This is a genomic window from Candidatus Rokuibacteriota bacterium (assembly GCA_030647435.1).
Classification (GTDB): domain Bacteria; phylum Methylomirabilota; class Methylomirabilia; order Rokubacteriales; family CSP1-6; genus AR37.
This window is the reverse complement of record JAUSJX010000078.1, coordinates 1-22,304: the sequence shown is the minus strand read 5'-3', so window position 1 is coordinate 22,304 and position 22,304 is coordinate 1. Positions and strand designations below refer to the sequence as shown.

The following is a 22,304-nucleotide window of genomic DNA, read 5'->3' as shown; positions in this document are numbered from 1 at the left end:
ATGAGGTCGGGCAGACTGCGGTTCCCGGGCCCCGGGCCCAGAGCTCTCACCAGGAGGCAATGACATGCGCGCACGCGTCCTCACCGGCACCCTCGTAGCGCTCCTCACCGTCCCGCTGCTGGTCTCCGCGGCCTCGGCGCAGAATGCGCTCGTGGTGAGCATCTGGGGCGGCAACTGGAAGGACACCGTCGAGAAGGTCGTGGCCAAGCCCTTCACCGCCAAGACCGGCATCCCCGTCGAGTTCGAAGTCGGCGGGACCATCGACCGCCTGGCCAAGGCCCGCGTCGCCAAGGGCAGCCCGCTGGTGGACCTGAACTTCACCACCACCCATGTCGCGCGGCTCTACATCTCCGACGGGCTCTACGAGAAGCTCGACATGGCGAAGATCCCCAACTCGAAGGAGATCGCCCGCGAGGCCTTCCGGAGCGAGTACCACCTGGGTTCCTGGGCGTACGTCTACACCGTCGTCTACCGCCCCGACCTCGTGAAGGAAGAGATCACGAAGTGGTCGGATCTCTGGAACCCGGCGCTCAAGGGCAAGATCGCGATGCCGGACTTCGACCCCTCGCACATCATCACGATCGCCGCGCTGATGGAAGGCGGCAACGAGGTGACCTGGCAGAAGGGCGAGGAGAAGCTCAAGCAGCTCAAGCCGAGCATCGCCGCCTTCTACTCGACGGACGCCCAGAGCCAGGACCTGATGAAGACCGGCCAGGCGCCCGTGCAGGTCATGCTCTCGGTCAACGCTTACCACCTCCAGGAGCAGGGCATCGCCGTCAAGATCGTCCAGCCGAGGGACTACCCCGGCATCGTCGGCATCGACACCATGGCCGTGATGGCCGGCACGAAGAAGGCGGATGCCGCGCTCCAGTTCATCAACTTCACCCTCTCCAAGGAGATCCAGTCGGAACTCGTCAAGGCGCTCAGGGCCGGTCCCGTCAACACGGGCGCCTCCGTGTCCCCGAGCCTCGCCGGGCAGCCCGGCATCTTCGTCACGCCGGCCCAGTGGAAGGAGCGCGGCTACATCATGAACGACGAGGTGCGGGCCAAGAACCTGCCGGCCTGGCGCGAGTGGTTCACGGCGAACATCGTCAAGAAGTGAAGCTCCTGCTCGCGCCGGCCGTCGTCGTGCTCGCCGTGTTCGCGGCGGCGCTCGGGGCGCTGTTCCGGTGGAGCTTCCTCGAGTTCATCCCGGGGTCGCTCCGGCCCGGCGGGCTCACGCTCGCCAACTTCCGGAGCGTGCTGGCCCCGCAGTACCTGGACACCGTGTGGGACACGGTGCTCCTGAGCGCGGCGACGACGCTCCTGACCCTCGTGCTGTCCTACCCGGTCGCTTACGCGCTGGCGCGGACGCCGTCGCGCCGGGCTCGCTCGGCGCTGCTCATCCTCACGCTCGCCCCATTCTTCACGGGCGCCATCGTGCGGACGTACGCCTGGGTGCTCGTGCTCGGCAATGCCGTCGTCACCTGGCCGGTGCCGATGCTCTTCACCGAGCGCGGTGTCCTCGTCGGCCTCGTCCACTTCTCCATGCCGTCCATGATCCTCGTCCTGGCCGCCGCGTTGAGCCACATCGACCCGGCGTACGAGCGCGCGGCGGCAAGCCTGGGGGCGGGCCCCGCGCGCGTCTTCTGGCGGGTGACGCTGCCGCTGTCCATGCCCGGCATCGTCTCCGGCGGGCTCATCGTTTTCGCGTGGACGCTCAGCGCTTTCGCCACGCCCGAGCTCTTGGGCGGCGGCAAGGTCAAGATGATCGCCAACGTCGTGAAAGACCTCGGGCTCGACTCCTTCAACTGGCCCGGCGCCGCGGCGTTCGCCATGCTCTCGCTGGCGCTGACGCTGGCGCTGCTGGTCGGGCTGGGCCGGCTGACGGCGGGGCGCGCGGCGTGAGCCTGCGCCTGGTCGTCCTGGCTCTCGCCGCCTTCCTGACCCTGCCCACGGCGGTCGTGATTGCGGTGTCGTTCAACCCGACCGCCATCCTGTCCTTCCCGCCCGCCGGCTTCTCGCTCCGGTGGTACGTGAACGTCCTGACGTACCCGCAGTTTCAGCGTGCCGCGCTCAACACCGTGCTCGTCACAGCCTGGGCGGTGGCGCTCGCGCTGCCGATCGGAACGCTGGCGGCGCTGGCGCTTGAGCGGGCGCGGCTGCGCGGGCGGAACCTCTGGGCGGCGGCGCTGCTCTCGCCACTGGTCGTGCCCGGGGTGGCGGCGGGGCTCGGCTTCCTCATCCTCGCCGCCTCGCTCGGGCTGCTCCGGAGCCGGAGCGTCCTGATCGCCGCCCATGTCGCCCTCGTGCTGCCCTTCGTGGTGCGCTCGGTGTGGGTCAGCGTACGCAACCTCGACCCCGCCCTCGAGCGCGCGGCGGCGAGCCTGGGCGCGACGCCCTGGCGGGTCTTCCGCCGCGTCACCCTGCCGCTGCTCCGCCCCGGCCTCTTCGCCGGTGCGCTCTTCGCCGTCGTCGTCTCGGTGAACGAATTCGTCGTGTCGCTGTTCATCTCGAACCGGGTCACGGAGATCCTGCCCGTCGCGATGTTCACCTACGTCGTCAACTACACCGATCCGACGATCGCGGCCCTCTCGTCCCTCTTCATCCTCGCCACCTTCCTCGCGGTCTGGGTTGCCGATCGCTACCTGGGGCTCGGGCGAGTGTTCCTCCAGCACTGACGGGCATGGCCCGGCCCGTCGTCGAGCTCCAGGGCTGCACCAAGGATTACGGCGGCGTCCGCGCCGTGGACGCGCTGGACCTCGCGATCTTCGAGGGCGAGTTCCTCGCCTTGCTCGGGCCTTCGGGCTGCGGCAAGACCACGACGCTCAGCCTGATCGCGGGTTTCGTCGAGCCGACCGCGGGGCGGATCCTCATCGATGGCGAGGACGTGACGGGCCGGCCGGCTCACCTCCGTGGCCTCGGCGTCGTCTTCCAGTCCTACGCTCTCTTCCCGCACCTGTCCGTGTTCGAGAACGTGGCGTTCGGCCTCCGCGAGCGGCGCGTGCCCGCGGCCGAGATCGGGCGCCGTGTGAACGATGCCCTCGAGCTGGTCCGCCTGGACAGGCTCGGGCGGCAGCGGCCCGCCGAGCTCTCGGGCGGGATGCAGCAGCGCGTGGCTCTCGCCCGGGCCCTCGTGTACCGCCCGCGGGTGGTGCTCCTCGACGAGCCGCTCGCGGCGCTGGACAAGAAGCTGCGCGAGGGGATGCGCGACGAGCTCAGGGCCATCCAGCGCTCGGTCGGGATCACCACGGTCTTCGTCACCCACGACCAGGCCGAGGCCCTCGGGCTCTCGGACCGCATCGCCGTCATGAGCCGCGGGCGGATCGAGCAGCTCGGCGCGCCGCGCGAGATCTACGAGCGGCCGGCGAACCGCTTCGTCGCCGACTTCATCGGCGCCTCCACGGTCCTGCGCGGCCGCGCCGTCGCGCGGGACCTGGTGGCGCTCGCTCCCGGCCTGACCATCCGCGTGGCGGCCGGCGAGGCGCTCCGGGCGGGCGAAGAGGTCGAGCTTGCCATCCGGCCCGAGCGCGTGCGGCTGGCGGGCGGGCCCGGGGAGGGCACGGCCGAGGCGCGGATCGAGGGGCTCGTCTATCAGGGCTCCCTGACCGAGGTGACGGCGCGGCTCGGCGACGGCCAGCGCGTTCTCGTGTTCGTGACCGAGCCCGCCCCGATGCGGCTCGCTCCAGGGCAGATCGTGCATCTGCAGCTGCCGCCCGATGCGTTCATGGTGCTCGCGTGAGCGGGGCGGACCGCATCCGCGCCGGGCTCGAGGCCGCCGGCGTGACGCTGGCCGCATCGGTGCCGGACACGTGGATCGGCAGGCTCATGACCGCCGTGCGGGTGTCGAAGACGATCCGTGCGGTGGACGTGGCGCGGGAGGAAGAGGCGGTGGCCGTGGCGTGCGGGGCTAACCTCGTAGGTGGCCGCGGCGCCGTGCTCATCCAGAACGCCGGGCTTCTCAACTGCGGCGGTGTCCTGGCCGGCCTCGTGGAGCTCTACCGGATCCCGTGTTTCTTCATCGTGTCCCTCCGCGGCGATGTCCGCGATCCCGTCTACTACCACGCCCCGAAGGGGCGGGTGACCGCGGCGACGCTCGGGGCGTGGCGGCTGCCGCACACCATGGCGGATCGCGCCGGAGACCTCGCGGAACAGGTGAGGCGCGGGGTCGAGTTCGCTGCGGAGTCTCGCGGGCCCTTCGTGTTGCTCATCAGCGGCGAGGACCTGGCATGACCGGCCGGAAACCCTATCTCGACGCGCTCGTGGCCGCCCTCGCCCGGGAGGACGTGGTGGTGTCCTGCCTGGGCGCGAACGCGCGGTGGCTGCCGCACATGAACGTGACGGTGCCCGTCTTCGCGCTCTGCGACTCCATGGGCGCGGCCGTGCCGCTCGCGCTCGGCATCGCGCTCTCGCGTCCCGAGCGCCACGTGATCGCGCTCGAGGGCGACGGCTCGCTCCTGATGAGCCCTAACGTGCTCGCAACCGCGGCGGCCGCGCGGCCCGCCAACCTGACCATCGTGCTCTGGGTCAACGGCCACTACGAGTCGTCGGGCGGGCAGGCCCTGCCCGCGGCACCGGTGGACTGGGCTGCGCTGGCGCGCGCCTCGGGCATCGCGAGCGCGGAGACAGTGGGCGAGCCCGCCGGGCTCGCGCCGGCCCTCGACCGCGCCCGCCGGTCAGCCGGTCCCGCAGTGCTGGTGCTGCCCATCGCGTTCGATCCGGCGGAGCGGATCCCGCCCTACTCGGAACGCCCGGAAGAGATCCGGGCGCGGTTCACTCTCTAAATCGGGGTCAGGTCTTGAAATACGACATCAGGACGTGGGGGTCCGCGGCTCCTGTAGCCGGGTAATGCGTCAATTCAAGACCTGACCCCGCTGAAAGGTACTGAGCATGGCTGAGGGCGTGCGGATAGGCGTGGACGTCGGCGGGACGTTCACGGATGTGGTCGCGTGGGATCCGGCCGGGCGGATGGAGTCGTGCAAGGTGCCGACGACGCCCGCCAGCCCGGCCGAGGGCGTGCTCAATGGCATCGCGGCGCTCGCGCCCAGGACGGGGCCCTGGGCCACGCTGGCGCACGGCACCACCATGGTCACCAACGCCATCGTCGAGCATCGCGGCGCCCCGGTCGGCTTCATCACCACACGCGGATTCCGCGACGTGCTGGAGATCGGGCGCATGAGCCGGCTCCACCTCTACCGCCTGGACCTGCCCGCTAAGGCGGAGCCACTCGTGCCGCGCCGCTTGCGCCGCGAGGTGACGGAGCGCGTGGCGCCCGACGGCACGGTGCTGACGCGGCTCCACCTCGAAGAGATCGGCTCCATCGTGGAGGACTTCAAGCGCGAGGGCATCGAGAGCGTCGCCGTGTGCCTGCTCCACGCCTACGCCGCGCCGGCCCACGAGCAGGCGCTCCAGCTGGCTCTCGAGGCGCACTTCCCGCACGTCTCCGTCTCGAGCGAGATCAATGCCGAGTTCCGCGAGTACGAGCGGAGCTGCACCACCGTGCTCAATGCCTCGGTCATGCCGCTCGCGGCGCGCTACCTCGACGACCTCTCCCGCCGCACGGGCGGCAAGCCGCTACACCTTCTCCACTCGGCCGGCGGCATGATGTCCGTCGAGGCGGCCAAGGCCCGGCCGCTCAGCATGGCGATGTCGGGCCCCGCGGGTGGCGTTGCCGCCGCGGCCCACACGGCGCGGTCGCTCGGGCTCGCGCGCGCCCTCGCCTTCGACATGGGCGGGACGACGACGGATGTCTGCCTGATCGCCGATGGAGTCCCCGAGACGGCGGGGCAGCGCAAGCTCGGCGACTATCCGGCGCGGCTGCCCATGATCGCGGTCGAGTCCATCGGCGCGGGCGGGGGCTCCATCGCCAGAGTCGAGGCGACGGGCGCGCTCAAGGTCGGGCCGCGGAGCGCGGGCGCGGTGCCTGGGCCCGCCTGCTATGGGCAGGGCGGGACGGAGCCCACGGTGAGCGATGCCAATCTCCTCCTGGGCTACCTCAATCCCGAGCGGGTCTACGGCGGGTCCATCCGCCTCGACACGGCGCGTGCCGAATCGGTCATCGCGCCGCTCGCCCGGCGCTTCGGGCTCACGCTGATCGAGGCCGCTCACGGCGTGGTCGAGGTGGCCAATGCGAACATGCTGCGCGCGCTGCGCCTCGTGTCCGTCCAGCGCGGCTACGACCTCCGAGAGTTCTCGCTGATCGCCTATGGTGGCGCCGGCCCGCTCCACGCGGGCGCCCTCGCGCTCCAGGCCGGGATCTCGAGCGTCATCGTGCCCGCTCACTCGGGCGCCTTCTCGGCGCTCGGCTGTCTCGTCTCGCCGCTGCGCTACGACACCGTCCAGACCCACCGCGGGCGACTCGATGCCTGGGACGCCAAGGTGGTCGAGGAGCGCTTCCGGGCCCTCGAGGCGCAGTGCCTGCGTCCACTCCTCGACGAAGGCCACGATCCAGCCCGGATGCTGGTGCTGCGGAGCCTGGACTTCCGCTACGTCGGGCAGAACTACGAGCTCGAGGTCGGGTGGGTGCCCGGCGGGCCCGCCGCGCTCAAGGCCGCCTTCGAGGCGTGCCACCGCCGGCTCTACGGCTACGCGACGGGGGAGAACGTCGAGTGCGTCAACCTTCGCGTCACGGCCCGCGCCGTCGAAGAGCCGCTGCCGCTGCCGCCGCCGCCCGCAGGGACATCCGCCGTCTCGACGGGCTCGCACCGCGCCTATTTCAAGGAGACGGGAGCGGTGGATATGGCGCGCTATGACCGGACGAGCCTGCCGCCGGGCCCGGCGGTGGCGGGGCCCGCCATGGTCGAGGACGAGTGGTCCACCACCGTGGTCTACCCGGGTCAGCGCTGTGTCGCCGACCGGCTCGGCAACCTCGTCATCGAGGTAGGAGGCCGCGCATGAGCGCCGCGCTCAGCCCCGTCACGCTCGAGGTCGTTCGGAACGGGCTCTATGCCATCGCCGAGGAGATGAGCGTGATCGTCATGCGCTCGGCCCGCTCGCCTCTGCTCAAGGAGGCGGGCGACCTCTCGTCCGCGCTCACCGATGCGCAGGGGCGGCTCATCGCCCAGGGGCGCGACATCCCGATCCACATGGGGGTCATGGGCTTTACCGTCAAGGAATTCCTCAAGCGCGTGCCGGCGGAGACGCTGCGCGACGGGGATGTCTGGTTCCTCAACCTGCCCGAGGTGGGCGGCAATCACCTGCCGGACGTCAAGGCCGTGCGGCCGGTCTTCTTCGAAGGGCGGCTGGTCGCCTTCGCGATCAACCTCGCTCACTGGGCCGATATCGGCGGGGCCGTGCCCGGCAGCTATGTGCCGTGGGCTACCGAGTGCTACCAGGAGGGGCTCAGGATCGCGCCCATACGGCTCTTTTCGAAGGACGGCCCCGAGAAGCATGTGCTCGACTTCGTGCTGTCGAACCTGCGCGGGCGCGGCGAGCGGGAGGGCGACATCTTCGCCCAGTTCGCCGCCAACGACGTCGCCGGCCGACGCCTCCACGAGCTCTTCGCGCACTATGGCGCCCTGACGGTTGCGGCCTGCTTCGAGCGGCTGCACGACGAGTCCGAAGAGCAGATGCGGGCGGCTCTCCGCGCGCTGCCGGACGGCGCCTGGGAAGGCGAGGACTTCCTGGACGACGACGGCATCGAGGACCGGCGCATCCGCATCAAGGTCCGCGTCGAGAAGCTGGGCGACGAGGCGACCTTCGACTTCACGGGTACCGATCCCCAGGCGCTCGGCCCGGTCAATACCACGTACTACATCGCCTGCTCGGGCGTGTATTACGCCATGAAGGCGCTGGTCGCGCCGGAGGCGCCGCCCAACGAAGGCTGTTACCGGCCCCTTCGCGTGGTCGTGCCGCCGGGCACCGTGCTGAGCGCCGATCCCGATCGCCCCGTGGTCGGGGGCAATCACGAGACCTCCCAGCGTGTGGTGGACGCCATCGTGAAGGCGTTGGCAAAGGTGATTCCCGAGCGCGTGCAGGCCGGCGGCCCGACCACCGCGGGGCTCCTGATCCTGGGCGCGCGCATGGCGGACGGGCGCTGGGCGGTCTACTACGAGGTGCATGGCGGCGGCGAAGGCGCCACGACCGGCAAGGACGGCGCCTCGGCCATTCGCGTGCACATGTCCAACGTGATGAACACGCCCGTGGAGGTCGTCGAGAGCGAGTATCCCCTCATGGTCGAGGAGCTGGCGCTGCGACCCAACTCGGGCGGCGACGGCCGGCACCGCGGAGGCCTCGGCTTCCGCCGCGCCTATCGCGTGCTGGGCCAGGACGTGACGCTCACGACCATGATCGAGCGGCGCATCGTGCCGCCCTACGGGCTCTTCGGGGGCAAGGCGGCGGCGCCCTTCAGGATCACGCTCAACCCGGGCACGCCGCGCGAGCGGGACATTCGCGGCAAGGAGACGATGAAGCTCGCCCAGGGCGATCTGGTTCTGCTCGAGACCTGTGGCGGCGGCGGGTACGGCGATCCGTCCGAGCGCCCCGCGGCATCGCGCGAGGCCGACCGCAGGGAGGGATACGTCACATGAAGCTCGACAATCGCGTCGCGCTCGTCACCGGCGCCGCCAAGGGCATGGGCCATGACATCTGCCTCACTCTCGCGCGTGAAGGCGCGGACCTCGCGCTGGCCGCGCGTGATATCCCGCCGCTCGAGGCGCTCAAGGGCGAGATCGAGAAGCTCGGGCGCCGGGCCTTGGTGGTTCCCTGCGACGTCACCGACGAGGCCGCCGTCCAGCGGATGGTGGCCAAGACGACGGAGACCTTCGGCCGCATCGATATCCTGGTGAATGCCGCGGGGGTGACGGGGCCCATCGAGACGCCCGTGCAGGAGATCCGGGTGGAGGACTTCCGCTTCGTTCTCGAGGCCAATATCGTAGGCACCTTCCTGCCCACCAAGCACGTGCTGCCGGGTATGATCGCGCAGAAGTACGGCAAGGTGGTCAATATCAGCGGGACCTCGGGGCTGCGCGGCTACAAGTACCGCGCGGCCTACTCGTCGTCGAAGTGGGCGCTGCGCGGCTTCACCCGCACGGTGGCGCTCGAGGCCGGGCCCCACAACGTGAACGTCAACGCGCTGCACCCGGGCATCGTCGCGGGCGACCGCATGGACAAGCTCTGCCGCGAGAAGGCGAAGAAGCGCGGCTGGACGCCCGAGCAGGTCCACCAGGAGTATGTCAACGAGATGGCGCTCCGCCGCGTCACCGTTTCGCAGGACATCGCGAATGCCGTGCTCTTCCTGGTGTCGGACGAGTCGAAGAACATGACCGGCCAATCGATGACGGTGGACGGCGGCTGGGACGTCTGATGCAGACACCCCTCAACGCTGATACCCCTCACCCTCCCCTCTCCCCTCAAGGGGAGAGGGGATCTGGCTCCCTCGCCCCCGGAGGGGGAGAGGGTAGGGGTGAGGGGGACCATTGGCTGGCCTGAGCGAGATCTCATGAGCTATCGGGTCGTCGGCGGGTCGCAGGCCCGGGCGGACGCCTGGGAGAAGGTGCGAGGCCGTCCCATCTACGCGGGCGATCTCGCGGTGGTCGGCATGCTCCACGGCCGCATCGTCCGGAGCCCCTACGCCGCCGCGCGCATCGTCCGCATCGACACGAGCGCGGCGCGCGCGCTGCCCGGCGTCATCGCGGTGCTGACGCACCAAGACGTGCCGCAAAACGCTCTCCGCATGGAATTGCCCGGCCGCATGGCCGAGGCGACGGCGGGCGCGGTGCTCGCGACGCAGCCTGTGCTGGCGGAGGGGCGCGTGCGCTTCCAGGGCGAGCCCGTCGTGGCCATCGCCGCCGAGACGCCCGAGATCGCCGCCGAGGCGGCCGAGCGCGTGCGCGTCGAGTACGAGCCGCTGCCCGGTGTCTACGATCCGCTCGAGGCGATCAAGCCCGGCGCGCCCCATGTCCACGAGAGTGGCAATCTCCTGCGCGCCTGGCATATCCGGAAGGGCGATATCGCCGGCGGTTTCAAGCGGGCCGAGGTCGTTGTCGAGGGGACCTACCGGACACCATTCGTGGACCATCTGTACCTGGAGACCGAGTCCGGCATCGGATGGATAGACGCTGAAGGCGTGCTGGTCCTGCGCGTCAGCACGCAGGTGCTCGAGCACTTTCGCGACGTCGCCGAGGTGCTGCGATTGCCCCACGGCCGCGTGCGCATCGAGGGCGCGTATCTTGGCGGCGGCTTCGGCGGCAAGGAGGACGTCACCGTCGAGTGCCTGCTGGGCCTCCTGGTCTGGAAGACGCGCCGGCCCGTCCAGCTGATCTTCTCCCGGGAAGAAAGCTTCATCGGCCACGGCAAGCGCCATCCGTATGTGCTGCGGTACAAGACCGGCGCCACGAAGAGCGGGGAGCTAATGGCCATGGAGGCCGAGCTCATCTCGGACTCCGGCGCCTATGCCGCCCTGTCCCCGTGGGTGCTGCTCTACAGCCTCGTGACGGCGACCGGGCCCTACCGCGTGCCCCACGTCAAGGTGGACGCCTTCACCGTCTACACCAATAACCCGATCGCGAGCGCCTACCGCACCTTCGGCTCCATCCAGAGCTGCGTCGCGTACGAGGGGCAGATGGACGCGCTGGCACACGCGCTCGGCATGGACCCACTCGAGCTCCGCGAGAAGAACTTCCTTCGCAAGGGCGACAGCATCGCCACGGGGCAGGTGCTCGAGAGCGAGCCGATGCTCGGCGAGACCATGAGGCGAGCGTGGGAGGCCCTGGGACCGGTGCGGGCGGGTGAGGGGCCGATAAGGAGAGCGCGCGGGCTCGCCGCCTCCTTCACGCCGTATGGGCGCATGTGCTGGACGCGGGACTCGGCCTCGGCCTGGGTCGGCATGGAGCTCGACGGCACCGCGGTGGTCCGCTGCGCGGCGCCCGACGTGGGCGGCGGGCAGACGGCTTCATTGTGCTCCATCACCGCGGAGGTGCTGGGGCTTGCCGTCGAGCAAGTCACCGCCGTCGGGCGCGACAGCCACTTCACTCCGCGCGCCGGCACCACCACGGCCACGCGCCAGCTCCTCATGTCGGGCAATGCCGTGCTCAAGGCCGCGCGCGAAGTTCGGCGCCATCTGGCGGACCAGGCGGCCGAGATGCTCGAAGCCGCCCCGGACGATATCGAGCTGGCCGACGGACGGGCCATGGTCCGCGGATCGCCGGACCGAGCGGTGGCCTTTCCCGCGCTCGTCAAGGCTGCGACAGCGGCGGGACGCCCCGTCCAGGTCCTCGACAAATACGATGCGCCGTCGGCGCCCACCATCGACCCCGCGACGGGGCAGGGCAAGCCGTTCAACGACTACACCTTCGGCACGCAGGCGGTCGAGGTCGAGGTGGACGAGGAGACGGGACAGACCCGCGTGACGAAGCTCGCCGCCTGCTATGACATCGGCCAGGCCATCAATCGCCAGAGCGTCGAGGGCCAGATCGAGGGCGGGGCCATCCAGGGGCTTGGGCACGCGCTTCTCGAGGAGGTGGTCCTGGAGGAGGGCATCTCCAAGAACCCGCATCTCCTCGACTACAAGATCCCGACTACGCTCGACGCGCCGCCCATCGTGACCATCCTGCTCGAATCCGGGCAGGGGCTCGGCCCCTTCGGCGCCAAGGGCATCGGCGAGCCCGCGATGACGCCGACGCCTGCCGCCGTGATGAACGCGGTCTCCCGCGCCGCCGGCGCGCCGCTCACTCAGTTCCCGATCACCGCCGAACGAGTCCTCGCCGCCGTGAAGAATTCCTTTCGCGCGAATCCCTTTCTCCTGGTGGGGGGCGTCAAGAATCCCTCTCCCCCATCGGGGGAGAGGGCAGGGTGAGGGGGCAGCCTTGCCCCGCTTCGAAGAGCGCTTTACGGTCAATGCCCCGCCCGAGGCCGTCTGGGCCTTCCTCCTCGACCCGAAGCGCCTCGCGCCCTGCATCCCGGGCTGTGACGATCTCGAGGTCGTGGACGAGCGTACCTATCGCCTGCGGTTCACCGTCAAGGTCGGCTTCCTCTCGACGCGTCAAGACGTGCGCATGGAAATCGTCGAGGCGGAGCCGCCGCGCCGCCTCGTCTCCGAAGGGCGAGGTGAAGACAGCCGCCTGGGCAGCCGGGTCGAAGTCCGCACGTCGCTGGAGTTGTCGCCCGCTGGTGACGGCGCCACGGCAGTCGCCTATGCGAGCGACGTCACGGTCCTGGGCCGGCTGGGCTCCATCGGCGATGCCGTCATGAAGGTCAAGGCCAAGGAGCTCGCGGGAGTCTTCGCCCAGAACGTGAAGACCGCCCTCGAACAGAATCCCTCTCCCTCCAACCCCTCTCCCCCACCGGGGGAGAGGGCAGGGTGAGGGGGCGGAGGGTGAGGGGGCGATGATCTCCATCGACTTCACGCTCAATGGCCGGCCCTGCCGGATCGACGTGCCCGCCCACTGGACCACGCTCGATCTGCTGCGCGACGGGCTCGCGCTCAACGGAACCAAGTACGGCTGCGGCGAGGGCGTATGCGGTACCTGCACCGTGCTGCTCGACGGGGAGCCGGTTCGCTCCTGCCTGGTCCTCGCCTCTCGCCTCCGCGGCAGGGCCGTCCTCACGGTGGAAGGGCTCGATCGCGATGGCGAGCCCGATCATCTCCAGACGGCATTTGCCCGCGCGGGGGCCGTCCAGTGCGGCTTCTGCACACCCGGCATGCTGCTCTCGGCGCGCGCGCTCCTTGCGTCGAACCCGTCGCCCACCGAGCACGACGTGCGCGAGGCGCTCGCCGGGAATCTCTGCCGCTGCACCGGCTACACGAAGATCATCGAGGCCGTGCTGGCCGCATCGGCGGGCCGCTGATGCGCCTCCGCCCATTCGCCTTGGCCGAGCCGGAAAGCGTGCCCGAGGCCGTCGAGATCCTGGCGCGGCTCGACGGCGAAGCGCGCCTCATCGCGGGCGGCACGGCGCTCGTGCCGACCATGCGACTGGGTCTCGTCACGCCGGACCGGCTGGTGTCGCTGCACCGCATACCCGGGCTCTCCGGGATCCGTGTGGACAAGGGCATGCTCGAGATCGGCGCCATGACGAGCCTCGCGGCGCTCGCCCGCCATGGCGCCCTGCGCTCGGGCTGGCCATTGCTGGCCCAGGCCGCGGGGCGCGTGGCCACGCCTGCCATCCGCAGCACGGCCACGCTGGGCGGCAATCTCTGCTATGCCGAGGCGGCCTCGGACCCTGCGCCCGCGCTTCTCTGCCTCGATGCCCAGGTGCGCGTGGCCGACTCGGTCGGCGAGCGCGTGGTGCCCATCGGCGAGTTCTTCACCGGCTTCTACGAGACGGCGGTCGCGCCGGGCGAGATCCTGACGGGGGTGCGCGTGCCCGCGGGGCCGACCGGCGCCCGCAGCGGCTATCTGAAGTTTTGCCCGCGCTCCGCCGAGGACAAGCCGCTGATCGGGGTGGCGGCGCTGCTCGTCCTCGATGCTGCGAAGCGGGTTGACGAGATCAGGGTCGCTCTCGCGGGCGCGGCGCCCACGCCCATGCGCGCGCGCCGGGCTGAAACTATGGTGAAGGGGCAGGAGCTCACCGATCGTGCGATACGCGGAGCGGCCGATGCCGCGGCTGGAGAAGCCGAGCCGCTGTCGGACCTGATGGGCTCAGCCGACTACCGGAGGGAGATGATTCGCGTCTGGGTGCGCCGGCTGCTCACGGCGCTGCGGGACGGCCAGACTAGCCCTTGACGCTCCCGGCGGTCAGCCCCTCGACCATGTACTTCTGGAGATAGATGTAGGCCACGATCACCGGCAGCGTCGTCAGCACCGCTCCCGCCATGAGATAGCCCCAGCCGTAGACGTCGCCCGTGATGAAGCTGGAGAGTCCCACGGGAAGGGTCCGCAGCTTCACGTTGGTGATGAAGACGAGCGCGTAGAGGAACTCGTTCCACGACTGGGTGAACGCGTAGAGCCCGGCGGCGAGCAGGCCCGGGGCGGCAAGCGGCAGCACGATCCGGTAGAACGCGCCGAAGCGGGTGGCGCCGTCGATCATCGCCGACTCTTCCAGCTCCTCCGGGATGGACTCGAAGTAGCCCATCAGGAGCCAGGTCACGAAGGGCACGGTGAAGCTCGGGTAGGCGACGATGAGGCCGGTGAGGCTATCGGCGAGGCCGAGGTTCCTGATCTGGGCGTAGAGCGGGATGAACAGGATGGAGGGCGGCACCAGGTACGTGATGAGCACCGCGCTGGCCATGAACGCCCGCCCGAGAAAGCGCAGGCGCGCCAGCGCATAGGCCCCGATGGTGCCGATGGCGGTGGCTAGGAAGGTGCTGGTGAAGGCGACGATGATGCTGTTCTTGTACCAGGCGACGAAGTCGGTCTTGCCCAGGAGCTGCCGGTAGTTCTCGTCAACGACCGGCGAGGGCCAGAACATGGAGACCAGGCTCCGCATCTGATCCTCGTTCTTGAAGGACGTGATCGTCATCCAGTAGAAGGGGAAGATGACGATCAGGAGCAGCGTCAGCAGCACGGCGTAGGACACTGCCGACTGCAGCCGGCCAGTGGCAGCCTGTCTCCGCCGTCCCCCGCCCCGCACCATCCCGCTACTTTGCACGGCCACGTCTCATGTGCCGCGCCAGCACGATGATCACGAAGGCGAGCGGGGGCAGCATGTAGAGTGCGGCGGCGATGGCCTCGCCCAGCCGCTGCGCGCCGAAGGCCATCTCGTAGGTGAAGACGGGCAGCACCATGGTGGTCCCGCCCGGCCCGCCCTTGGTCAGGATGTACACGATCGCAAAGTCGTTGAATGTCCAGATGGTCGATAGCAGCATCACGATGATCAAGATGTTCCGGATGCCCGGCAGGGTGACGTGCCGGAAGCGCTTAAGCGGGCTCGCGCCGTCCACGGCGGCCGCTTCGTACAGCTCGCCGGGGATGCCCTTCATGCCGGCCAGGAAGCTGATGCCGAAGAACGGGAAGCCGCGCCAGACGTTCACGGCGATCACCGACGCCATTGCGGTGCCCGCCTCGCTGAGCCAGCCCACGCCCTGGGGCAGGATGCGGAACACCTTCACCAGCAGGTAGTTCAGCACACCGAAGCTGGCGTCGTAGATCCACAGGAAGTTGAGGGCGCTGACGACGGTGGGCGCCACCCACGGGATCAGCAGCACGCCGGTCCAGAAGCTCCTGAAGCGGATCTGCGACGTCAAGACGAGCGCCATGCCCATGCCGAGCAGGAGCTTGACGCCGACGGAGCCGAAGGTGAACACGAAGCTGTTGACGACGGCCCGCTGGAAGAAGCCGTCGAAGGTGAGCTTGACGTAGTTCTCGAACCCCACGAAGACGGGTGGCAGCCCGACGTACTTCCGCGTCATGCTCAGGTACACGGCATAGCCGAAGGGATAGGCGACCAGAGCGAGGACGAGCACGACGATGGGCAGCACGAAGAGGAAACCGAGGCGGTAATCGGGCCCAAGCCAGCGCTTGAGCCCGACCCGTCCCGTCCGGACCTTCCGCTCGAGGGCGGCGCTCTTGGTGCTGAGCTGCGCGGCCGTCGTTGGCATGCGACTCTCCTCGAAGGCTCCCGGTTACGCCTTGCCGCCGCGGATCTTGTAGATCTCCTCCACCCGGGCGTGGGCTTCCTTGAGCGCGGCCTCGGGGGAGAGCCCACCGACCACAACGCGCCCCGCCATGTCGCAGAGGATGTACTGCGCCTGCACCTCGACGGCGGCGGCGCTGAACGGGCCCGGATAGCCGACCCACACACCTCGGAGAAGGTTCTGCAACATGCCCTCGAAGTTGGGATCCGTCTTCCAGTAGGGATTGTCGGCCCTCGACTTGTATACGGCTCCTGCTTGGCCGATGGACGCCTTCGTGTACTCGTCAAAGCGCTTCTCGTCCTCCACCCAGCGGACCAGATCCTCGCAGAGCTCGACGTGCTTGGTCTTCTGGAAGATGCCCCAGTTGTAGGGGGTGGAGCCGACGAAGCTACCGGCGGGCCCGCCGGGGGTCAAGATCACCTGGGTCTTCTCGGCCAGCGGGTTCTTCTTGGCTACCATGGCGTAGTAGAGGCTCGCGCCGTTATTGGTGCTGACGAGCTTGCCGGCCATGTAGGCTTCGTTGTTGTGGACGTCGGTCCAGCCCATGACACCCGGGGGCTGGATCTTGTGCTTCTGGATCGTGTCCACCGCGAACTTGATCGCCTCGAGGTTCTGCTTCTGGAACGTCGTGTTCAGCGCCGGCTTGCCGTCCTTGTCCCATGCGCTCCCGCCGTAATCCCAGAGGATGTTCTGCATGAATCCGTTGCCATCGTCGGACCGGTTCAGCGTCTGGCCGAAGCCCCAGAGATCCTTGGAGGGGTCCTGGGTCTTCTTGGCCATCTCGACCACGTCGGGATCGTACACCTTGGGCAGCTTGACGCCCTTGGCGTCGAGGAGGTCCTTCCGGACGAAGAAGCCGCCGCCGAAGGCCAGCCGGCCGACACCGAAGTATTGCCCGTTGTTATTGAGGATCCGCTCGGCGTAGGGCAGCAGGCCGCCGCGGGCGCCCGCGATGTCCTTGGCGAGCTTGGTCACGTCCCGGAGCGCGGGTTTGTAGCGCGTCGGCCCCTGGTAGTTCATCTCGGCCATATCAGGCGGGTTGCCGGCCTCGATGGCGGCCACGAACTTCTGCTCACGGTCGCCGAAGGTGGCCCAGTCCATCTCCACCTGCACCTTCCGCTCCGCCGCCCAGCCCTCGACTTGCTTGGCCAGGATGTCATTGCCGGCGGTGACAAAGCTCTTGAAGAGCCACACTCTGAGCTTGGTCTGGCTCTGCGCTCCCGCCATGCCCTCCAGCGCCTTGAGCCCCACCGCGGTGCCGCCCGTGACGACGGCGGCCCTGCGGAGGAATTCGCGCCGGGCGATGAGGCCCGCATCCAGCTTCTCTGCCAGATCCTTCAGTCGGCTGTCCATCTCGTCCTCCTTTGGATGAGCATGGCATCGGGGCGTAGGTGCCCCTGTGGGGTCGAGGGCGGCTTGTGGGTGAATGCTACCTCACCGCGGCGGCGGCGCACAATAGCTCAATCGCCGGGTTCGAGCTCGCTCTCGTGCCAGCGGCGGAGCGCCAGCCGGCTGAGCCCGGTCAGGAGCGCGAAGATCAGCACCCCGGCGGCGGAGATCAGGAAGAGCGCGGCGAACATCCGCGGGATCTGGAGCGTGTAGCCCGCCTCGAGGATGCGAAAGGCGAGCCCCGACTGCGCCCCGCCCGTCCCCGCAACGAACTCGGCCACGACGGCGCCGATCAGCGCGAGCCCACCGCTGATCTTGAGGCCGCCGAAGAAGTAGGGCAGAGCGGCCGGCAGGCGGAGGTAGCGGAAGGCCTGCCACCGCGTGGCGCCGTACAGGCGGAAGAGATCCACCAGGTTCTTGTCCGTGCTGGTGAGACCCAGGACCGTGTTGGACAGCACGGGAAAGAACGCGACGAGCCAGGCGCAGATCAAGAGCGCCAGCGGGATCCACTTGACCCACAGAATGATGAGCGGGGCGATGGCGACGATGGGCGTCACCTGGAGGATCACGGCGTACGGGAAGAAGGCGCGCTCGATGAACGTAGACTGGGTGAAGACGACGGCCAGCGCGAGCCCGAGCACGGCCGCGACCAGGAAGGCCGCGCCCGTGATGGCGAGCGTGACGAGCAGCGAGGGGAAGAGCGTGCCCCAGTCGGCGACCACGGTGCGCGCGACCAGGATGGGCCCCGGCAGGATATAGGGCGGGATGCCTTCCAGGCGCACCACCGCTTCCCAGGCCGCCAGGGCTGCGAGCCCGACGAGCGCCGGAGCGAGCACGCGGTCCCTACGTCGCATTGTGCGCGAAACCACGCTCCACCCTCACCCCTGCCCTCTCCCTCCAGAGGGAGAGGGAGTCGGGTTGATCCCCTCGCCCCCGGAGGGGGAGAGGGTCAGGGTGAGGGGGCTCTCCATGGCGGAAGCGAGGAGCGCCGAGACTTGGCGGCAGGCCTCGAGGTAGGCGGAGGAAGTCCTGAAGGCCTCGCCGCGCGGCGTGGGAGCTTCCACCCGGAACTCGGCCGCGACGCGCCCCGGCCGGGGCGACAGGACGACCACGCGGCTGCCGAGATACACGGACTCGAAGACGCTGTGGGTGACGAAGAGCACGGTCAGCCGTTGCCGGTGCGCCAGGGACGAGAGGTCGTTCTCGAGCTTGAAGCGCGTGATCTCGTCGAGAGCCGCGAAGGGCTCGTCCATCAATAGGATTTGCGGCTGGGTCACCAGCGCCCGCGCGATGGACACGCGCATCTTCATCCCGCCGGAGAGCTCGCGCGGGTACGCGCGCTCGAAGCCCTCGAGGCCGACGTGCGCCGTGGCCTCGCGGACCCGGGCCGCCGACTCGGCCGGGCTCACGGCGGCCAGCATGAGCGGCAGCCGGATGTTGTCCTCCACGCGCGCCCACGGCATGAGCGTCGGCTCCTGGAAGACGAAGCCGAGCCGGCGCGCGCCGCCGTCCGGCGACCACTCGACGCGCCCGTCCGAGGGCTCGGCCAGTCCGGCGATCAGCCGGAGGAGCGTGGTCTTGCCGCAGCCCGAGGGGCCGAGGAGCGTCAGGAATTCTCCCTCCGCGACACTCAACGACAGCCGGTCGAGGGCCTGCGTGCCGCTCGGATAGAGGCGGCTCACCCCCCGGAGCGTGACTATGGGAGTGACGGGGGGCGCGGCGCCCGTCACTTCATCCCGACCTTCTTGTTGACGAACTGGAGCGTGTAGGCGCGGCGGTACTCGAGGGTGGGAGGGAAGACGCCCGCGGACGACATGATATCGAAGAAGTCCTTCCAGCGCGCGTCGGTCATGGCGCCGATGCCGAGCGTGAGCGCATCCCCCGAGACCACGATGCCGTGGCGCTTCATGGCGGCGATCGCGTAGGCGATCAGCGGGTCGGTCATGTCCGGGTTGTCGCGCTTGATGAGGCGATTGGCCGGCCCGGGATCGCCGTCGAGGTAGCCGTACCAGCCCTCGATCGAGGCGTCCACGAAGCGCTGGACCAGGTCGGGCTTGTCCCGGACGACGTCGGCGCGGGTCTCGATGGTGGTCGTGTAGCTCGCGTAGCCGCCGTCGACCAGCAGCAGGACGACCGGCTTCACGCCCGCCTGCTCGGCCTTGAAGGGCTCGCTCGTGAGATACCCCTGCTGGATCGCCTTCTTGTCCGCGAGGAAAGGCGCCAGCTGAAAGGTGTAGGGGCGGATCTGGGTGTCGGTGTAGCCGAAGCGGTGTTTGAGGAACTGCCAGTACGTCGACTGCGCCCCCGCCGAGATCATGATCGGCTTGCCCTTGAGCGCGGGGAGAGAGTCGTGGCCCTGGCCCGGGTGCGCCATCAGGATCTGCGGGTCCTTCTGGAAGATGGCGGCGAGGGTGACGATGGGCACGCCGCTCTGGAGATAGTTGAGCGCGCCGAAGAGGCTCGCGCCCATGTTGAAGTCGAGACGCCCGGCTGCCAGGAGCTGGGCGCTGTTGATCTGCGGCCCGCCCTGGCGGATCGTGACGTCGAGGCCGCGGCGGCGGTACAGGCCCATCGCGACGGCCTGGTAGAAGCCGCCGTGCTCGGCCTGTGCGCGCCAGTTGGTGCCGAAGACGACCCGGTCGGGCTTCTGCGCCCAACCTGGGGCGGGCGCCGCAAGGACGGACGCAGCGCCGGCGAGTAGCGCGCGCCTGCCAATGTCGGTCTGCTCCGCGCTCGCCTTGGAGGCGGTCATAGGTCGCCGTCCATGGTGCCACATTGACAGCCCGGGAGGATCGTAGAACAATCCGCTCCTGTCACCGCCGCGGGCCCGAGGGCCCGGGAAAGGGCTCTCCCATGCGCACCACCACGCGTCTCCGCCAGATGATGAAGGAGCCCGGGATCATCGTCGCCCCGGGCGCCTACGACGGCTTCTCCGCGCGTCTCATCGAGGCCGCCGGCTTCCGCTGCGTCTACATGACGGGCGCGGGCACGGCGGCCTCGCACCTGGGCCAGCCAGACCTGGGGCTCGCCACGCTCACCGAGATGGCGAACCACGCGTCGCACTTGGCCTCCTGCGTGTCGCTGCCGGTCATCGCCGACGCGGACACGGGCTACGGCAACGTCCTGAACGTCGTGCGCACCGTGCGGGAGTACGAGCGCGCCGGCGTCGCGGGGCTGCACATGGAGGACCAGGTTGCGCCCAAGAAGTGCGGCCACATCGCCGGCAAGCAGGTCATCCCGACGCAGGAGTTCTGCGACAAGATCCGCGCCGCCAGCGAGCACCGCACCGATCCCGATTTCGTCATCATCGCGCGGACGGACGCGCGCGCGGTCACGTCGCTCGATGATGCCATCGACCGAGGCAACCGCGCCGCCGAGGCGGGCGCCGACGTCGTCTTCGTCGAGGCGCCGGAGACCGAGGACGAGATCCACCGCGTGGCCCGCGAGGTCAAGGCGCCGCTCCTGGCCAACATGGTCCAGGGCGGGAAGACGCCGGCGGTCAAAGTCGCGGAGCTCGAGCGGATCGGCTTCAAGATCGTGATCTTCCCCGCGGTGTGCATGGCGGCGGCCGTCCCGGCCATGGAGCGGGCGCTTCAGTCGCTGAAGGAGACGGGGACGGACTGGCACGACGGGCCCGTGCTCTCGCCCATGGACATCTTCCGCAAGGTCGGCTTCGACTGGTGGCACGAGATCGAAGAGAAATTCGCGCCGCGGTCATGACCCCCTGCGCGGACGCGGGATAGCAGGAGACGCTGCCATGCCCACCATGTTCGAGAAGATCTGGGACCGCCACGTGGTCGCCGAAGGGCCCGGCGGGCAGTCGCTCCTGTACATCGACCGGCACCTGCTCCACGAGGGCGCGACCCACGCGTTCGCGCGTCTCCGCAAGGCGGGGCGGTCGGTGCGGCGGCCCGGGGGCCTCGTCGCCACGGCGGACCACTATGTCCCGACGGGGCCGGGGTCGGAGGCGCTGGCCAACGACGAGATCCGCGGCATGGTAGAAGGTCTGACCCGCTCCACGCGGGAAGAGGGCGTCACGCTCTTCGGGCCGGGCGATGCGCGCCAGGGGATTGTCCACGTGATAGGCCCCGAGCAGGGGCTGACGCAGCCGGGCATCGTCCTCGTCTGCGGCGACTCTCACACGGCGACCCACGGGGCCTTCGGGGCGCTCGCCTTCGGCATCGGCTCGACCGAGGTCGAGCACGTGCTCGCGACGCAGTGCCTATGGCAGAAGAAGCCCAAGGTCATGCGGATCACGGTGACGGGCGCGCGTCCCGCGGGCATCACGGCCAAGGACGTGATCCTCGCCATCATCGCCAAGATCGGCGCCGCCGGCGGGGTGGGGCACGCCATCGAGTACGCCGGGCCGGCCATCGCCGCCATGTCCATGGAGGAGCGGATGACCGTCTGCAACATGTCCATCGAGGCGGGCGCGCGCGCCGGCATGATCGCGCCCGATTCGACGACGTTCGCCTACGTCGAGGGCCGGCCCTATGCGCCGAAGGGCGAGCATTGGACGAAGGCGCTCGCGTACTGGAAGACCCTCCCGTCGGATCCCGACGCCGTGTTCGACAGGGAGGTCGAGCTGGACGCCGGCGGCATCGCGCCCACCGTTACCTGGGGCACGAGCCCGCAGGACGCGCTGCCCATCACGGGGAGCGTGCCCGATCCCGCGCGGGAGGGCGATCCGGCCCGGCGCCAGGCCATGGGGCGCGCGCTCGACTACATGGGCCTCCGGCCAGGGCTGCCGCTGACCGAGATCGCCGTGGACCGCGTCTTCATCGGCTCCTGCACGAACGGCCGCATCGAGGACCTGCGCGCCGCGGCGGCGGTCGCCAAAGGGCGCCGCGCCGTGGTGACGGCCTGGGTGGTCCCGGGCTCCGGGCTCATCAAGCGCGCCGCCGAGGCCGAGGGTCTCCACGAGATCTTCACCGCGGCCGGCTTCGAGTGGCGCGAGCCCGGCTGCTCGATGTGCCTCGGGATGAACGGCGACACGGCGCGCGAGGGTGAGCGCGTTGCCTCGACCTCCAACCGCAATTTCGAGGGGCGCCAGGGCAAGGGCGCCCGCACGCATCTCATGAGCCCGGCCATGGCGGTGGCCGCCGCCGTCACCGGGCGGCTCACCGACGTCCGCACATTACATCCCACTCCCCCATCGGGGGAGAGGGGATCAGAGTTCCCTCCCCCCGCAGGGGAGAGGGCCGCAGTTCGAGGTGAGCGGCACAGCCGCGAGGCGAGGGCTGAGTAGGTGAGGGGTGGTGTGAGGGGGCGGCCATGATCCCCTTCACGACGCTCACGGCGGCCGCCGTCCCGATGGACCTGCCGAACATCGACACCGACCGCGTCATCCCGGCGCGCTTCCTGCGCAAGCCGCGGGAGGCCGGCTACCAGCAGTTCTTCTTCCACGATGTGCGCTTCAACGCCG

At 69.6% G+C, this 22,304-nt stretch carries 21 protein-coding genes; 15 read left to right on the top strand and 6 right to left on the bottom strand.

The window, feature by feature from the left end; all coding sequences use genetic code 11:
* Window positions 1-64: 64 nt before the first annotated feature.
* The 13 genes from Q7W02_14050 to Q7W02_13990 all read left to right on the top strand — a co-directional run bounded on the left by Q7W02_14050 (window position 65) and on the right by Q7W02_13990 (window position 13,640).
* Window positions 65-1,102, top strand: a complete 1,038-nt coding sequence (locus Q7W02_14050; protein MDO8477288.1) for an ABC transporter substrate-binding protein — start codon at window positions 65-67, stop codon at window positions 1,100-1,102.
* Window positions 1,099-1,887: an ABC transporter permease gene (locus tag Q7W02_14045; protein MDO8477287.1), complete on the top strand. Its 789-nt coding sequence runs from the start codon at window positions 1,099-1,101 to the stop codon at window positions 1,885-1,887. The genes Q7W02_14050 and Q7W02_14045 overlap by 4 nt, the downstream gene beginning before the upstream one ends.
* Window positions 1,884-2,660, top strand: coding sequence for an ABC transporter permease (locus tag Q7W02_14040; GenBank protein ID MDO8477286.1), 777 nt, complete (start codon window positions 1,884-1,886; stop codon window positions 2,658-2,660). Before Q7W02_14045 ends, Q7W02_14040 begins: the two co-directional genes overlap by 4 nt.
* Before the next feature lie 5 nt (window positions 2,661-2,665).
* Complete coding sequence (locus Q7W02_14035; GenBank protein MDO8477285.1) at window positions 2,666-3,721, top strand: ABC transporter ATP-binding protein; 1,056 nt, start codon at window positions 2,666-2,668, stop codon at window positions 3,719-3,721.
* A complete protein-coding gene (locus Q7W02_14030; GenBank protein MDO8477284.1) occupies window positions 3,718-4,212 on the top strand; it encodes a thiamine pyrophosphate-binding protein in 495 nt (164 codons plus the stop codon). Before Q7W02_14035 ends, Q7W02_14030 begins: the two co-directional genes overlap by 4 nt.
* On the top strand, window positions 4,209-4,763 hold the full coding sequence (locus Q7W02_14025; GenBank protein MDO8477283.1) for a thiamine pyrophosphate-dependent enzyme: 555 nt from the start codon (window positions 4,209-4,211) through the stop codon (window positions 4,761-4,763). Before Q7W02_14030 ends, Q7W02_14025 begins: the two co-directional genes overlap by 4 nt.
* 106 nt (window positions 4,764-4,869) lie before the next feature.
* Window positions 4,870-6,876, top strand: a complete 2,007-nt coding sequence (locus Q7W02_14020) for a hydantoinase/oxoprolinase family protein (protein MDO8477282.1) — start codon at window positions 4,870-4,872, stop codon at window positions 6,874-6,876.
* Complete coding sequence (locus Q7W02_14015; protein MDO8477281.1) at window positions 6,873-8,507, top strand: hydantoinase B/oxoprolinase family protein; 1,635 nt, start codon at window positions 6,873-6,875, stop codon at window positions 8,505-8,507. The genes Q7W02_14020 and Q7W02_14015 overlap by 4 nt, the downstream gene beginning before the upstream one ends.
* Complete coding sequence (locus Q7W02_14010; GenBank protein ID MDO8477280.1) at window positions 8,504-9,283, top strand: SDR family NAD(P)-dependent oxidoreductase; 780 nt, start codon at window positions 8,504-8,506, stop codon at window positions 9,281-9,283. The genes Q7W02_14015 and Q7W02_14010 overlap by 4 nt, the downstream gene beginning before the upstream one ends.
* 135 nt (window positions 9,284-9,418) lie before the next feature.
* Window positions 9,419-11,773, top strand: coding sequence for a xanthine dehydrogenase family protein molybdopterin-binding subunit (locus Q7W02_14005; GenBank protein MDO8477279.1), 2,355 nt, complete (start codon window positions 9,419-9,421; stop codon window positions 11,771-11,773).
* A gap of 10 nt (window positions 11,774-11,783) precedes the next feature.
* Entirely contained in the window at window positions 11,784-12,281 is a 498-nt protein-coding gene (locus Q7W02_14000; GenBank protein MDO8477278.1) for a carbon monoxide dehydrogenase subunit G, read from the top strand.
* A gap of 22 nt (window positions 12,282-12,303) precedes the next feature.
* The gene (locus Q7W02_13995; GenBank protein MDO8477277.1) at window positions 12,304-12,765 is read left to right on the top strand and encodes a (2Fe-2S)-binding protein; all 462 of its coding nucleotides are present in this window, start codon (window positions 12,304-12,306) and stop codon (window positions 12,763-12,765) included.
* Complete coding sequence (locus Q7W02_13990) at window positions 12,765-13,640, top strand: xanthine dehydrogenase family protein subunit M (protein MDO8477276.1); 876 nt, start codon at window positions 12,765-12,767, stop codon at window positions 13,638-13,640. Before Q7W02_13995 ends, Q7W02_13990 begins: the two co-directional genes overlap by 1 nt.
* Here the strand turns inward: Q7W02_13990 and Q7W02_13985 are convergent.
* The 6 genes from Q7W02_13985 to Q7W02_13960 all read right to left on the bottom strand — a co-directional run bounded on the left by Q7W02_13985 (window position 13,630) and on the right by Q7W02_13960 (window position 19,631).
* Entirely contained in the window at window positions 13,630-14,505 is an 876-nt protein-coding gene (locus tag Q7W02_13985; GenBank protein ID MDO8477275.1) for a carbohydrate ABC transporter permease, read from the bottom strand. The two genes, Q7W02_13990 and Q7W02_13985, sit on opposite strands and share 11 nt — an antisense overlap.
* Window positions 14,495-15,454: a sugar ABC transporter permease gene (locus Q7W02_13980; GenBank protein ID MDO8477274.1), complete on the bottom strand. Its 960-nt coding sequence runs from the start codon at window positions 15,452-15,454 to the stop codon at window positions 14,495-14,497. Before Q7W02_13980 ends, Q7W02_13985 begins: the two co-directional genes overlap by 11 nt.
* 24 nt (window positions 15,455-15,478) lie before the next feature.
* A complete protein-coding gene (locus Q7W02_13975; GenBank protein MDO8477273.1) occupies window positions 15,479-16,843 on the bottom strand; it encodes an extracellular solute-binding protein in 1,365 nt (454 codons plus the stop codon).
* Window positions 16,844-16,950: 107 nt separating this feature from the next.
* A complete protein-coding gene (locus Q7W02_13970) occupies window positions 16,951-17,733 on the bottom strand; it encodes an ABC transporter permease (protein MDO8477272.1) in 783 nt (260 codons plus the stop codon).
* A gap of 24 nt (window positions 17,734-17,757) precedes the next feature.
* Window positions 17,758-18,561, bottom strand: a complete 804-nt coding sequence (locus tag Q7W02_13965; GenBank protein ID MDO8477271.1) for an ABC transporter ATP-binding protein — start codon at window positions 18,559-18,561, stop codon at window positions 17,758-17,760.
* Between the two features lie 44 nt (window positions 18,562-18,605).
* Window positions 18,606-19,631 carry an ABC transporter substrate-binding protein gene (locus Q7W02_13960; protein ID MDO8477270.1) on the bottom strand — a complete coding sequence of 342 codons (1,026 nt, stop codon included), beginning with the start codon at window positions 19,629-19,631 and terminating at the stop codon, window positions 18,606-18,608.
* A gap of 101 nt (window positions 19,632-19,732) precedes the next feature.
* Here Q7W02_13960 and Q7W02_13955 point away from each other — a divergent pair, with 101 nt between their 5' ends.
* A complete protein-coding gene (locus Q7W02_13955; GenBank protein ID MDO8477269.1) occupies window positions 19,733-20,599 on the top strand; it encodes an isocitrate lyase/PEP mutase family protein in 867 nt (288 codons plus the stop codon).
* A gap of 37 nt (window positions 20,600-20,636) precedes the next feature.
* The gene (gene leuC / locus Q7W02_13950) at window positions 20,637-22,127 is read left to right on the top strand and encodes a 3-isopropylmalate dehydratase large subunit (protein MDO8477268.1); all 1,491 of its coding nucleotides are present in this window, start codon (window positions 20,637-20,639) and stop codon (window positions 22,125-22,127) included.
* Window positions 22,128-22,304: the final 177 nt, after the last annotated feature.